Origin of the sequence: Mycobacterium sp. SM3041 (assembly GCF_039668335.1) — a bacterium.
GTDB lineage: Bacteria > Actinomycetota > Actinomycetes > Mycobacteriales > Mycobacteriaceae > Mycobacterium.
Map to the genome: position 1 here is coordinate 14,973 of NZ_JAYXBQ010000035.1, position 13,848 is coordinate 28,820.

The following is a 13,848-nucleotide window of genomic DNA, read 5'->3' on the forward strand; positions in this document are numbered from 1 at the left end:
CGTAAAACTGTCGCTTTCCTGGTGAAAACGACAGTTTTACGTCTGCTCGCGAAATCAGGCGAGACGCGCGACCGCGGCGGCGATGCGCTCGTCGGTCGCGGTGAGTGCGATGCGTACGAACTGCTCGCCCGCGGGGCCGTAGAACTCGCCGGGGGCGACGAGGATGCCGCGTTCGGCCAGCCATGCGACCGTCGCGCGTCCGGACTCACCGCGGGTGGCCCACAGGTAGAGGCCGGCCTCGGAGTGCTCGACGGTGAAGCCGGCGCCCCGGACCGCCGCCAGCAGCGCGTCGCGGCGCTTGGCGTACCGGTCGCGCTGGACGCGTTCGTGTTCGTCGTCGTCGAGGGCCGCGACCATCGCGGACTGCACGGGCGTCGGGACGATCATCCCGGCGTGCTTGCGCACCGCCAGCAGTTCCGCGACAAGTTCCGGGTCGCCGGCGACGAAACCGGCGCGGTAGCCGGCCAGCGAGGAGGTCTTGGACAGCGAGTGCACGGCCAGGAGGCCGGTGTGGTCGCCGTCGCAGACGTCGGGATGCAGTACCGACAACGGCTGGGCGTCCCACGACAGGCCGAGGTAGCACTCGTCGGACGCGATGACGACGCCGCGCTCACGCGCCCAGCCGACAACCTTGCGCAGGTGTTCGACACCCAGCACCCTGCCGGTCGGGTTGCTGGGCGAGTTGAGGTACACCAGCGCGGGCACCTGGGGCCCGATCTGGGTCAGCGAATCGGCCCGCAGCACCTGTGCGCCGGCCAGCCGCGCGCCGACGTCGTACGTCGGGTAGGCCAGCTCGGGCACCACGACGGTGTCGGCGGCTCCCAAACCGAGCAGTGTCGGCAGCCAGGCGATGACTTCTTTGGTGCCGATGACGGGCAGTACCGCCTGCTCCGGCAGGCCGGTGATGCCGTAACGGCGCTGCAGGGCAGCCACCGCCGACGCGCGCACGGCCGGCGTTCCGGCCGTCGTCGGGTAACCCGGTGAGGCACTGGCAGCGGCCAGCGCCTCCCGGATGACATCGGCGACCGGATCCACCGGCGTGCCGACGGACAGATCGACGATGCCGTCCGGGTGGACACGAGCGGTCGCGGTCGCCTCCGCCAGGGTGTCCCAGGGGAACACCGGCAGTGCGGCCGAGACCTTGGCTCTAGCGGACGGGGTCACTCGCCCTGCGGCGCGAGATCCTTGACCGCCTGCGGGTCGTTGTCGGTCTGGCCGACCTTCGACGCACCACCCGGCGAGCCGAGCTCGGCGAAGAAGTCGGCGTTGTTCTGGGTGTACCCGCTCCACTGATCGGGGACGTCGTCCTCGTAGTAGATGGCCTCGACGGGGCAGACGGGCTCGCACGCGCCGCAGTCCACGCACTCATCGGGGTGGATGTACAGCATGCGTGCACCCTCGTAGATGCAATCGACCGGGCATTCTTCGATACATGCCTTGTCTTTGACGTCGACGCAGGGTTCGGCAATGACGTACGTCACCGGTAGTTCTCCTGTTCCAGTGGGCTGCTGGCTCGTCAGGATTACAACGAGCAGACGTCAGTATGGTGCGCCCGTACCGAAGCGTCTGGCTCAGTGTTACCTAACTTTACGCGCCGCCCGGGAAGGGTGGCGCGTGGTTACTGATACTAGACGTTGCACATACCGTCCGACTAGTTCCCACCACAGCTTTTTACGCGTGTCATTTTTATCTTTGCAATTTGTTGCATAGGACCGTCGGTAGCACCTACGCTCATGCCGTGGCCCTCCCCCATGCCATCCTCGTGGCGTTGTGCGAACAAGCCGGTTCCGGTTACGAACTGGCCAGCCGGTTCGACCGATCGATCGGCTACTTCTGGGCCGCCACCCACCAGCAGATCTACAAGACGCTGCGCACCATGGGCGCCGACGGTTGGGTCAGTGTCGAAGTCGTCGCGCAGCACGGCCGTCCGGACAAGAAGGTCTATTCGGTGACCGACGCCGGCCGGGCCGAACTCGAACGCTGGATCGCCGAACCGCTCACCGGCCGCGGCAGTTCCGTGACCGACGCCCGTACCCGCGAACTCGCGGTGAAGCTGCGCGGCGCGACGTACGGCTCCGCGAACAGCACCGCCGCCCTGCGCGAGCAGATTCGCGCGCTGCGCGCCGAACGCGCCGCGCTGCTCGACACCTATCGCGGCTACGAAAAACGTCAGTTCCCCGATCCCTCCGCGCTGACCGGCAGCGCGCTGCACCAATATCTGGTGCTGCGCGGCGGTATCCGCGCCGAGCAGGGGTCGGTGGACTGGTTGGACGAAATTCTGCTCGCCCTAGAAGGAACACCATGACCAACCCCTATCCGAACCTGTTGTCGCCGTTGGACCTTGGCTTCACCACGCTGCGCAACCGGGTCATCATGGGCTCCATGCACACCGGTCTCGAGGACCGTGCCCGCGACACCGGAAAACTGGCCGAGTACTTCGCCGAGCGGGCCCGCGGCCGTGTCGGCCTGATCATCACCGGCGGCTACGCCCCCAACCGCACCGGCTGGCTGCTGCCGTTCGCCGCCGAGATGCTGTCGTCGAGCGACGCCCGCCGGCACCGCCGGATCACGGGCGCGGTGCACGCCGAAGGCGGAAAGATCCTGCTGCAGGTACTGCACGCGGGACGCTATGCGTACCATCCGCTTTCGGTCAGCGCGTCGTCGATCAAGGCCCCCATCAACCCATTCCGGCCGCGGGCCCTGCGCGATGTCGAGGGCACCATCAATGACTTCGTGCGGTGCGCGCTGCTGGCCCGCGAAGCGGGGTACGACGGCGTCGAGATCATGGGCAGCGAAGGTTATCTGCTGAACCAGTTCCTGGCGCCGCGCACCAACAAGCGCACCGACGCCTGGGGTGGCACACCCGAGAAGCGCCGCCGCTTCCCGGTCGAGATCGTCCGCCGCACCCGCGAGGCCGTCGGCCACGACTTCATCATCTGCTACCGGCTGTCGATGGCCGACTACGTCGAGGACGGCCAGACGTGGGAGGAAATCCTCACGCTGGCAACGGAAATCGAAGCCGCTGGGGCGACGATCATCAACACCGGCATCGGTTGGCACGAAGCGCGCGTGCCCACGATCGTGACGTCGGTCCCCAACAGCGCGTTCGCGGACATCAGCAACGCGGTGGCGCAACACGTCACCATCCCGGTGGTGGCGTCCAACCGGATCAACATGCCCCAGTCCGCCGAACAGATCCTGGCCGACGGTGCGGTGCAACTGATCTCGATGGCGCGACCGCTGCTGAGCGACCCGGATTGGGTCCGCAAGGCGCAGCACGACGCCGCCGACGAGATCAACACCTGCATCGCCTGCAACCAGGCCTGCCTGGACCACGCGTTCGTGCACAAGACCGTGTCATGCCTACTGAATCCGCGGGCCGGGCACGAAACCACGTTGGTGCTGGGCAAGACTCGGGTGACGAAGCGCGTCGCAGTCGTCGGCGCCGGCCCCGCCGGCCTGGCCGCCGCCGTCACCGCCGCCGAGCGCGGCCACGACGTGACACTGTTCGAGGCCGGCGGCCACATCGGCGGCCAATTCGATTTGGCCCGAAGGATTCCCGGCAAAGAGGAGTTCAACGAGACCCTCCGCTACTACACCACGATGCTGGCCAAGCACCGCGTGGATGTCCGGCTGAACACCCGGGCGTCGGCCGACGAACTGTCCGGCTACGACGACGTCGTGCTCGCCACCGGCGTCGCGCCGCGCATGCCTGCGATCCCGGGCATCGACCATCCGATGGTGCTGTCGTACGCCGAGGCCCTGACGGGCGCTGCGGTCGGCAAGCGAGTGGCGGTGATCGGCGCCGGCGGAATCGGTTTCGACGTCAGCGAGTTCCTCACAGTCGACGAATCGCCCACCTTGAACCTCAAGGAATGGCGCGCCGAGTGGGGCATCGCCGACGGCGGCGACTCCCGCGGCGGGTTGGCCACGCCGATCCCGCTGCCACCGGCCCGCGAGGTGTACCTGCTGCAGCGCACCAAGGGCGCCCAGGGACGCGGGCTCGGCAAGACCACGGGCTGGGTGCACCGGGCATCGGTCAAAGCCAAAGGCGTCCAGCAGCTTTCCGGCGTGAACTACGAGAAGATCGACGACGCCGGCCTGCACATCAGCTTCGGCCCGGACCGATCCGATGCCCGCATCCTCGAGGTCGACAACGTGGTGATCTGCGCCGGCCAGGAGTCGGTGCGTGACCTGGAAGAAGGCCTGCGGCGCAACGGGATCACCCCACACGTCATCGGCGGTGCAGCGGTGGCTGCCGAGCTCGACGCCAAGCGCGCCATCCGCCAGGGCACCGAGTTGGCGGCCAAGCTCTAGTCGGCCGCTGTCCCGGCCACGGCCCTACGTCGAGAGTGGGCGTTGCCGCGCTCCGTGCGGCGTGTCGTCACCAGCAAGCGCCACGCTCGGCGTAGGACGGCCGCCTTGTCGGGCCCGGGCTACAGACTGAAGCCGCCCCAGACGGCCCGGGCCCCGGTGTGCCCGATCCGCACGATCTGGTAGATCGTGGCCACGCCGACGACCACAGCCAGCACCGCCACTACGACGCGGGCCAGCGTCTCCTTGTCCCCCAGTCGCGCACCCCAGCGGTGCAGGAAAGCCACGGCCAGCGACACCACGAGCAGCCCGATCACGAAAAAGACTGCGGTATCGCCGAGTTCGGCGTGCTCACGCAGCACCGGGTTGTCGGGCAGCTGCTTGATCAGCGCCTCGCCGGCCTCGATGGCGAACGGTGTCAGAATGACCGTCACCACGGACAGCGCCAGCGTCAGCCATACGAGCCGCTCCCGGGCGGCCGTCCATACGGCGCACATGATCGTCAGGACCGCCGTCAGCGGCGTCAGGACGATGATCGCGTGCACCAGCAATGGGTGGGCGGGCAGGTCACCAATGGTGTTCACGCATCACAGCGTGACACTCGCCGCCCACGAGCGCGCGCAAAATGCACGCGACACACCGCGAAAGCCCGTACAAACACGGCCGCTCGCGGGAGGTGGTGGTGCGCCCCAGCTCGCGGGAGGTGGTGGTGCGCCCCAGCTCGCGGGAGGTGGGGCTAGGCGGCCAGGGGCGAGTAGTCGGTGCTGCGTTGGCGGGCGGGGCGGCCGATGCCTTCGGCGATGGCGACCAGCTCGGCGACGGTCTTGGCCGAGCCGTTCTCCGAACCGGCCATGCGCGAGATGGTCTCCTCCATCAACGTGCCACCGAGATCGTTGGCACCGCCCTGCAGCATCACCTGCGTGCGCTCGACGCCGAGCTTGACCCACGAGGTCTGGATGCTCGGAATCCGGCCGTGCAGCATGATCCGCGCCAGCGCGTGCACCGCGCGGTTGTCGCGGTGCGTCGGCCCCGGGCGTGCCCCACCGGCCAGATACAGCGGCGAGGACTGGTGCACGAACGGCAACGGCACGAACTCGGTGAAACCGCCTGTGCGGTCCTGGATTCCGCGCAGCACGTTCAGGTGCCCCACCCAGTGCTTGGGGGTGTCCACGTGCCCGTACATCATCGTCGACGACGACCGCAGCCCCACCTCGTGCGCCGTGGTCACCACATTGATCCACTCGGCGGTGGGCAGCTTGCCCTTGGTCAGTACCCAGCGGACCTCGTCATCGAGAATCTCGGCCGCCGTCCCCGGGATCGTGTCCAGGCCAGCTTCCCGCAGCGAGGTCAGCCACTCGCGGACCGACAACCCGCTGCGCGTGACACCGTTGGCGATCTCCATGGGCGAGAAGGCGTGCACGTGCATCGACGGCACCCGATTCTTCACCGCCCGCACCAGATCGGCATACCCCGTCACCGGCAGCTCGGGGTCGATACCGCCCTGCATGCAGACCTCGGTGGCCCCTGCGACATGCGCCTCCCAGGCCCGGTCGGCGACCTCGTCGACCGACAGCGAGTAGGCATCCGCGTCACCCTTGCGCTGCGCGAACGCGCAGAACCGGCAACCGGTGTAGCAGATGTTGGTGAAGTTGATGTTCCGGTTCACCACGAACGTCACGTCATCACCGACGACATCCCGCCGTAGCGAATCGGCCAGCGCGGCAACAGCATCCAGCGCCGGACCGTCAGCGGTGGCCAGGGCCAGGTACTCGTCGTCGGAGCAGCCGCCCGGGTTGCGTTCGGCCGACCGCAGCGCGGCCAGCACGTCGGTGTCGATGCGCTCGGGGGCCCGCGCCGCCAGCTCGGACACCTTCTCCCGGATGGACTCCCAGTCCCCGAACGCACTACCCAGATCGCTGCGGGTCTCGGTCAGCCGGCCCTCGGTGTCGATCGCGGTGTGCAGATCGATACGGCCCAACGACTCTGACGCCTCATCGGGTTCCTGCCACGGCAGACCGACGGGGTTGACCTCGCGTGCCCACCCGGTCTCCGGGTCGGCGAGGGCATCCACATGCCCACGCACGCGCGGGTCGATCCACGCCGCCCCGGCCTGCACGTACGACGGCTGCGCCGTCAACCGCTGCACCAGGTCATAACCCGCCTCGGCCGTCACCGCAGCCAGATCATCGAGCGCCGGCCACGGCCGTTCCGGGTTGACGTGGTCGGGGGTCAGCGGGGACACCCCGCCCCAGTCGTCCACGCCGGCGCCGATCAGCGCCAGGCATTCCTCACGGGACACCAGATTCGGCGGCGCCTGAATCCGCATCTTCGGGCCCAGCACCAGGCGGGTCACCGCGATGGTGGCCAGGAAATCGTCGATCCCGGCATCGGGAGTCGCGGCCATGGCCGTGTGGTCCTTGGCCCGGAAATTCTGCACGATGACTTCCTGCACGTGCCCGAATTCCTTGTGCGACTTGCGGATGGCATGCATGGTCTCGGCCCGCTCAGTGAGCGTCTCACCGATACCGACCAACAGGCCCGTGGTGAACGGGATCGACAACCGGCCCGCGTCATCCAGCGTGCGCAACCGCACCGCCGGGTCCTTGTCGGGGCTGCCGTAATGCGCCAGGCCCTTGGTCTCGAACAGCCGCCGCGACGTCGTCTCCAGCATCATGCCCATCGACGGCGCCACCGGCTTGAGCCGCGACAGCTCCGACCAGCTCATCACACCCGGATTCAGGTGCGGCAGCAGACCGGTCTCCTCCAGCACCCGGATCGCCATCGCGCGCACATAGTCGAGGGTGGAGTCATAGCCCCGCTCGTCGAGCCACTGCTTGGCCTCGTCCCAACGGTCCTCCGGGCGGTCACCCAGGGTGAAAAGCGCCTCCTGGCAACCCAACTCGGCACCGCGGCGAGCCACGTCGAGAATCTCGTCGGGCTCCATGTACATGCCCATGCCCTGCGCGCGCAGCTTGCCCGGCACCGTCACGAACGTGCAGTAATGGCACGTGTCGCGGCACAGATGCGTGACCGGGATGAACACCTTGCGCGAATACGACACCGGCAACCGACCGGTCGCACCCCGGCGTCCCGCGGCCTCCAGCCCAGCGTCGCGCACCCGGGCAGCGCTCGCACAAAGGTCGGCCAGGTCGTCGCCGCGGGCCGTCATCGCGATCGCGGCCTCATCCACATTCAGCGCCACACCATCACGGGCGCGGCGCAGCACGCGACGTAAGGCGGACGACGATGCGGGGGCGGCGAGCGGTGGGACCACGGGAAGAGGCAGGTCTGCGCCGTTCTGGGGGTTCAGAGCCACTTCCGTGTAACCCCGCTGAAGTCGACGTTCATCCACGCGTCTCACATTCTGAAACCACTGCGCCTGGCATAACGGCCACAGTAGCGCCAGCTCGCCGGCGCGGCGCGGGCCCCATACCCGGACACACACAGCAAACGCGCAGACTATTCGCCGAATTTGGTGACGACCGCGTAAGTTCAGAGGGTCGGGACGCGATCATTTCTAGGAGCCACGGTGTCCGTTTCAGTCCGCTCGTATGTCATGGCGGGCGCCGCCGCTGCGACCGTCACAGCTGTCGCATTGACCCCCATCCAGGTGGTTCCCGCCGACGTCGCGGTCCCCGCGCACTCGACCACAGCCCAACCGCACCTGACCGAGGCCATGGTCAAGCTGCTGGCCGCCGCAAGCAACATGACGCCGCCGGCGCCGCCCAAGCTGCCCGCCGCGGGCGTCGTCCCCAAGGTCGGGCCGAACCCGCTGGCGGCCGCACCGACGGTGACCGGGCCCGTCGTCACCCCACAGAACGCGGCCAGTGACTGGCTCACCAACGCGTACACCGGCATTCAGGCATGGGTCGACTGGGGCGTCGACTACGCCACCGACGTTCTGTATTGGCTGAACTGGTTCGTGCCATTCACCGGCACGATCGCTGCCCAGACCGACATCTTCTACTGGACGCTGATCCGGCCCGTCTCGGACGACATCTTCTACCAGGCGGTCGTCCCGATCGTGAACGATCCGCTCAACCTGGGCGTGTGGGTCAACGGCATCGGCAATGCGATCCGCTATTCGGTCAATGACGTCATCAACTTCGGCATCGCGGAGTTCAACTACTTCTTCGGTTGGATCATCCCGCCGATTCCGCCGCTGCCGCCCATCGGGTCGTTGGCCGCCACGCAGACCACCCTCGAATCGATCGCCAAGACGGTGCAGACCACGCTGACCAGCCTGGCCGCCGGCCTGGTCCCCGCCAAGGCCGCCGAGAAGGCCGCCGCCGCGGACGCCGACCCGGCGAGCAAGCTCGCGCCGACCGCCGCGCAGTCCCCGGCAGCCAAGCCGGCGGACAAGACCGCCGAGAAGCCTGCCGAGACGCCGGCGGTGACGCCGACGAAGGCGGACGACAAGGGCAAGTCCGACGACAAGGGCACGCAGCCCGCGGGCACCGAGGCCGGCCAGCAGCCGGCCGACCCGCAGGCCGAGCCCAAGGCGGACCCCAAGGCAGAGCAGCCCAAGACGGACCCGAAGGCGGAGCAGCCCAAGACGGACCCCAAAGCCACCGACCCGAAGACCGAACCCAAGACCGGCACTGCGACCGGCGAGGCCGAGGGTCCCGCCAAGCAGCAGGACGAGGTCAAGGCACCGAAGCCCGTCAAGAAACCCGGCAAGAAGGCCGGGGAAAAATCCGAGGCCACCAACAACAACGCCGGCACGGATCACCCCACCGGCACGACCGGGGCGACGAAGCCCGGCAAGGGCGACAAGACCGGAAGCGGCAAGGCCAAGGGCGACAAGGGCGCCGGCCAGTCGCAGGGCGCCGGCGGCCAGAAGGCCGGTTCGGGAAGTCACACAGCCAATAGCTGAGCCAGGCGCCAGGCGCCCAGGTTCGCCTGCTCTTGTCACACGTCGATCGCCGCGCCCTGACCGCAGAATCACCGACACCGTCGTTGGCTCTGCGTCAGCGGCGTCAGGCACTCGACCTTTCCCGCCACAACCGCAGGACCAGCCAGGCACCGCGATCGACCCTGCGGCCACGGCGGCATCTACTCGATAGTTGTCGCCCTCAGTGCGGAGTCGATGCGGAAATGCCGGAGGCCGGACGCTAGTTCGGCGCTGACGCGCGCCGCTGGGCATTTCGCCATAGCACCACGCCGGGCGGCGTCGCCCCGAGCAGCAAGAAGATCAACGGCGAGGCCTGCATGATGCCGGCACCGCCGAACACGATGTCATCGCCGGGCCCACCGAGCAGCAGGAGCACGACCGTCGTCAACCAGGCCCACATCGGCAGCGCGGCCAGGCGGGGATGGGACGTCCACTGGAGGCCGGCCCAGACCAGCGCCGCATTGACGAGACCACTGAGCAGGCCACTGATCGGGAACGGCACGGGGCCGAGATAGAGCGGCAGGAACAGTGCGCCGGCGATGGCCGACAAGGCGCCATCGAACGCCAGCACACCGAGCATCAATGCGCGCGCCCGACCTGAGTCGGCGCGCACCGGGGCAGACGTCAGGTCGGGATGCTGTCGAGCAGACCGACGAGGGAGCCGACGACCCACTGATAGTTGTCGCCGAGGCCCTGCAGGTGCTGCAAGTTGGGGTCCAGATCCGAGTCCATGGCGGCTACCCTACTCCCCCGCTTCCCGGTCTCACGCGAGGTTTATCCCGCTGAGTAGGTCAGTTTCCACACCACGGGCGTCACGTTCGCCGGCCGTGCCGTCGACCAACACGTAGTGCTCGACGGCACTGATCGGCAGTGCAATGTTGTTGGACAGCGCAAAGACCCGGCCGCTCGGCTCTACCGTCACCTGCGTCTGGTGGGCCCGCATGGCGGCGACCTTGGCCGGCAGGCTGTCCTGCGCGTCGATGACGGCGTCGATGCGGTGGCCGAGATCGAACGGCAGCGCCGTGGCCGGGATCCGCACCCAACTCTCGGGCAGCTCGATCCCATTGATCGACTCCAGGGCCTCGGCCATCGACTCACCGTCCATCACGGTCCAGTAGAACTTCGGGACCTGCCACGGCTCACCGGGATGGCCGTCGCCCGCCGACGCGGCGACCGCAGCCGTCGTCACCCGATGCGCCTGGATGTGGTCGGGGTGCCCGTAGCCGCCGTTGGGGTCGTAGGTGACGACGACGTGCGGGCGGAAGTCCCGCAGCACCGCCACCAGTTCGGCGACGGCCTCGTCCATGTCGGCGTCCGCGAACCGCTGACGGTGCCGCGCCGGGCTGCCTTCCATACCGGAGTCCCGCCAATGCCCGGCCCCGCCCAGATACCGCGGCCGGTCGACGCCCAATGCCCGTAGCGCCGAGGTCAATTCACCGATGCGGTAGCCGCCCAGCTGGTCAGCTCCGTCGACCGCCAGCTGCGCCCACTGCGAACCGATGACCTCGCCCTCTTCGCCCAGGGTGCAGGTGAGTACCCGCACGTCGGCGCCGCGGGCCGCGTAGTGCGCGATGGTCGCTCCGGTAGTCAGTGTCTCGTCATCCGGATGGGCATGGACGAACAGCAGCCGTGGGGTCTCCATATCCCCCAGGCTGGCATACATTCACCGGGTGACGCGACGTGCGCTGGAGTTCGGCAGTGCGGTGCTGCTCACCGGCCTGCTCGCCGGGGTCGCCGGGGCACTGACGGTCTCGCTGTTGCACGCCGTCGAACATCTCGCCTACCACTATTCGTACGGGCTGCTGCTCGACGGCATCGGCGCCAGTTCACCGGTTCGGCGCGCGCTCGCACCGGCGATCGGCGGAGCGCTGGCGGGGCTCGGCTGGTGGATTCTGCGCCGCCGCAGTGGGACTCCGTCACTGTCGGCGACCATCGCCGGGAAGAAGCCGATGCAGCACCTGCCGATGGCCGCCGACGCGGCGCTGCAGGCGCTGGCCGTCGGCAGCGGTGCGTCGCTCGGCCGCGAGACGGCGCCGCGCCAATTGGCCGCGGTGCTCAGCAGTTACGGGACGACGTGGCTCGGGCGGCTCACGTCATCGACGCTCGGGACGCTGACGGCCCGCGACCGCGAGATTCTGCTGTCCTGCGCCGCGGGCGCCGGCCTGGGCGCGGTGTACAGCGTGCCGCTGGGTGGGGCGTTCTTCGCCGCCCGCGTCATGATGGGCACCTGGCATCCCAAGGTCGTCGGCACGGCGCTCATCACGTCGAGCCTGGCGGTCGCGGTGTCGCATCCGGTCACGCATTTCGAGCGCGATCTGATCTGGCCGGATCCGGCACTGTCGTACCAGTTCACGATGCTGGCGTTGGCCATCGCACCCCTCGCGGTGGTGATCGGCCTCGTCTTCAACAAGCTGATGGCGGTCGCGGGACCCAAGCCGCAGCTGACGTCCTGGGTGCTCATCCCGGGTGTCGCGCTGGCCGGGCTGGTGACCGGCATCTGCTCGATCTACCGGCCCGAGCTGCCCGGCAACGGCCGCAGCGTGCTGATCGTCAGCGTCGACGCGCAACTGAGTCTCGCCGCCGCGGCGGTTCTCCTGATACTCAAGCCATTGCTCACCGCGCTGTATCTGCGGGTCGGCGCGGTCGGCGGCCTCATCACGCCGGCGCTCGCCACCGGCGCGGCCGCGGGCACCGTCGCGACGTTCACCCTCAACGGTCTGGCCGGTACGCACCTGCACGTACCCGCGGTGGCATTGACATGTGCGGCGGGCGTCCTCGCCATCACGCAGCGGGCGCCGGCATTCGCGGCATTGTTCGTCTGGGAGCTGGCACATCCGCCGATCTGGCTGCTGCTGGTTTTCGCGGTGGCCGCGTACTCGTCGCACGGGATCCGGCTGCTGCGGGAGCAGTCGGCGGCCCGGGCGGCCGGCCAACCGAAACGGCTGTGGCCCTCCACCTTTCGGTAGAGGGCCACAGTTCGGTCAATTGGTTGGTTGTGTGTGACCACCGCTGGACCTGGAACCGGTCTTCGAGTGAGCGGTCTTGCCGGACTTGCCGGCTTCAACTGCCTTCGGCTTCGACGGCGCCGCAGCGCCCGAATCATCAGCCTTGGCGTTTCCGGCCTTTGACGAACCCGCCTTGCCGACCTTCGCGCCACCGGTCGAGTTCTCAACCCCCTTTGCCGAACCGTCCGTGGCGTGGTCCGTACCGGACTGGCTTGCACCGGACAAAGTTCCAGCGGGCTTCGTCGAGTCGGTACCCGTGGATTCGCCGGTTTCCTTGGTCGAAGCGCCCGACGAGCTGGCCGCACTCGACGAGACGGACGAGCCCGGCGCATCTGTGCCGCTGGGTGACGTGGCCGAAGCCGGTTCTACGCCAGCGGTCTTGGTGGTCGGCACCGGCGCGTCATTCGAGGCGGCGGTCATTGCTGCTTCACCGGTGTTCGACCCCCTCGTCAGCGTCGAAGTCGTCGCGATGCCACGGGCCGGCGAAATCGCCGTGTCCGGTTCGGCCGCCTTGCCGGCATTCGATTCCGCAGTCAGGCCCGCGGCACCGCTGGAGACCGCAGCCGACGGTCGATTTTCATCTGCGGTCTGTGTTGCAGCAGGTGTCGACGCGGCACTGCCGGCTTTGAGCGCGTTGGCGATGGTGTCCCGGAAATTCAGTAACTTTGTCAGCAGCCCATTCGGGCCGATGATGCCACCACCGAATCCGTGCCATCCATTGACGAACGTCCCGACGACGTTGCCCGGCGCGCTGAGGATCGCGCCGAGAGCCGCCAACGGATCGCGCGCTTTGACCGCGTCGGCAACGGCCTGCCCCGATTCTCCGATCGACGCGAGCGTCGTGTTGACCAGGCTCAACGCGCCGAACCCCATCGTCGTTGCGAAACCCGGCAGTAGGGCAACGACGTTCGAGAAGTTCTCCGCCATCCGCACGGGTATCTGCAGAGTCGACAGCATGGGAAGGCCAAGTTGGACCAGCGCCATTGTCAATGCGGTCTGAACAGTGCCGACCGCACCCTGGATGTTCCCGGCCGTGAACTGCTGCACCACCTTCTGCAAACTGGCCACGAAACCGTAAGGCGTACTGGGGTTGAGTAGGTTGATCGCGTTCCTGCCGACGGTTTCCAGTGCCGTGAGATACAGCTTCCCGTACTCGAGCTGGTTTGCAATCAGCTGTTTCAGGATCGGCGCCGGATCGCCGGCGATCAGCTGTCCCAGGAGGCCCAGATTGGATACCGCATCGCTGACGATCCCAGCCCACTGTCCGAGCAGATTCGGGAAAGCCGGAGTGCCCGCCAAGCTTGCCGGCATCCCTGCCATCAAGGGATTTTCCACTGCGCCGCTGGGCATTTCACTCACCGCTGCGGTATGGACGAACTGCTCGACGACGGGTCGTGGCGAAAGGTTCTGCGCGGTGGCCGAGAGTCGAACGTCCAGGTGTTGAACGAATGTCGGTGGCGCCACGGAGGGCGACACGGCGATGACGCCGGCGCCGACAACCGCGACACCGGCCGTCAGATACGGACGTAGAGCGAGGATCAACTCGTTCTCCTTCGGATTCAGGTGAGGGGTGTCAGCCTGAACTGACCGCGCGAAGGTACCGAGTAAGCCGCAGAACAGCATTCGCATTCTGCA

At 68.0% G+C, this 13,848-nt stretch carries 11 protein-coding genes; 4 read left to right on the top strand and 7 right to left on the bottom strand.

The genetic code is table 11. The features are described 5' to 3' along the window. Nucleotides 1–54: 54 nt before the first annotated feature. Together dapC and fdxA are read right to left on the bottom strand one after the other, a co-directional pair. Nucleotides 55–1,164 (bottom strand): succinyldiaminopimelate transaminase, encoded by a 1,110-nt coding sequence (gene dapC, locus VXD91_RS08185; protein WP_346415137.1) that lies wholly within the window; start codon nucleotides 1,162–1,164, stop codon nucleotides 55–57. Then, nucleotides 1,161–1,481 carry a ferredoxin gene (gene fdxA, locus VXD91_RS08190; protein ID WP_029121628.1) on the bottom strand — a complete coding sequence of 107 codons (321 nt, stop codon included), beginning with the start codon at nucleotides 1,479–1,481 and terminating at the stop codon, nucleotides 1,161–1,163. The genes dapC and fdxA overlap by 4 nt, the downstream gene beginning before the upstream one ends. Nucleotides 1,482–1,738: 257 nt before the next feature. On the opposite strand from fdxA, the gene VXD91_RS08195 reads away from it, so the two are divergent. Then, nucleotides 1,739–2,305: a PadR family transcriptional regulator gene (locus VXD91_RS08195; protein ID WP_346415138.1), complete on the top strand. Its 567-nt coding sequence runs from the start codon at nucleotides 1,739–1,741 to the stop codon at nucleotides 2,303–2,305. Beyond that, nucleotides 2,302–4,317, top strand: coding sequence for an NADPH-dependent 2,4-dienoyl-CoA reductase (locus VXD91_RS08200; RefSeq protein ID WP_346415139.1), 2,016 nt, complete (start codon nucleotides 2,302–2,304; stop codon nucleotides 4,315–4,317). The genes VXD91_RS08195 and VXD91_RS08200 overlap by 4 nt, the downstream gene beginning before the upstream one ends. A gap of 119 nt (nucleotides 4,318–4,436) precedes the next feature. Here the strand turns inward: VXD91_RS08200 and VXD91_RS08205 are convergent, their stop codons facing one another. Together VXD91_RS08205 and VXD91_RS08210 are read right to left on the bottom strand one after the other, a co-directional pair. Next, nucleotides 4,437–4,898 (bottom strand): DUF2231 domain-containing protein, encoded by a 462-nt coding sequence (locus VXD91_RS08205; RefSeq protein ID WP_346415140.1) that lies wholly within the window; start codon nucleotides 4,896–4,898, stop codon nucleotides 4,437–4,439. Nucleotides 4,899–5,050: 152 nt separating this feature from the next. After that, complete coding sequence (locus tag VXD91_RS08210; protein ID WP_346415141.1) at nucleotides 5,051–7,630, bottom strand: bifunctional FO biosynthesis protein CofGH; 2,580 nt, start codon at nucleotides 7,628–7,630, stop codon at nucleotides 5,051–5,053. Between the two features lie 213 nt (nucleotides 7,631–7,843). Between VXD91_RS08210 and VXD91_RS08215 the strand changes: the two genes are divergently transcribed. Then, a complete protein-coding gene (locus tag VXD91_RS08215) occupies nucleotides 7,844–9,190 on the top strand; it encodes a hypothetical protein (RefSeq protein ID WP_346415142.1) in 1,347 nt (448 codons plus the stop codon). A 238-nt stretch (nucleotides 9,191–9,428) separates the two neighbouring features. On the opposite strand, the gene VXD91_RS08220 is transcribed toward VXD91_RS08215, so the two are convergent. Both VXD91_RS08220 and mshB read right to left on the bottom strand, forming a co-directional pair. Next, nucleotides 9,429–9,788 (bottom strand): hypothetical protein, encoded by a 360-nt coding sequence (locus VXD91_RS08220; protein WP_346415226.1) that lies wholly within the window; start codon nucleotides 9,786–9,788, stop codon nucleotides 9,429–9,431. A 183-nt stretch (nucleotides 9,789–9,971) separates the two neighbouring features. Continuing rightward, a complete protein-coding gene (mshB, locus tag VXD91_RS08225; RefSeq protein ID WP_133425568.1) occupies nucleotides 9,972–10,850 on the bottom strand; it encodes an N-acetyl-1-D-myo-inositol-2-amino-2-deoxy-alpha-D-glucopyranoside deacetylase in 879 nt (292 codons plus the stop codon). A gap of 28 nt (nucleotides 10,851–10,878) precedes the next feature. On the opposite strand from mshB, the gene VXD91_RS08230 reads away from it, so the two are divergent. Then, a complete protein-coding gene (locus tag VXD91_RS08230) occupies nucleotides 10,879–12,174 on the top strand; it encodes a chloride channel protein (protein WP_318986226.1) in 1,296 nt (431 codons plus the stop codon). A gap of 15 nt (nucleotides 12,175–12,189) precedes the next feature. On the opposite strand, the gene VXD91_RS08235 is transcribed toward VXD91_RS08230, so the two are convergent. After that, on the bottom strand, nucleotides 12,190–13,842 hold the full coding sequence (locus VXD91_RS08235) for a hypothetical protein (protein ID WP_318986227.1): 1,653 nt from the start codon (nucleotides 13,840–13,842) through the stop codon (nucleotides 12,190–12,192). Nucleotides 13,843–13,848: the final 6 nt, after the last annotated feature.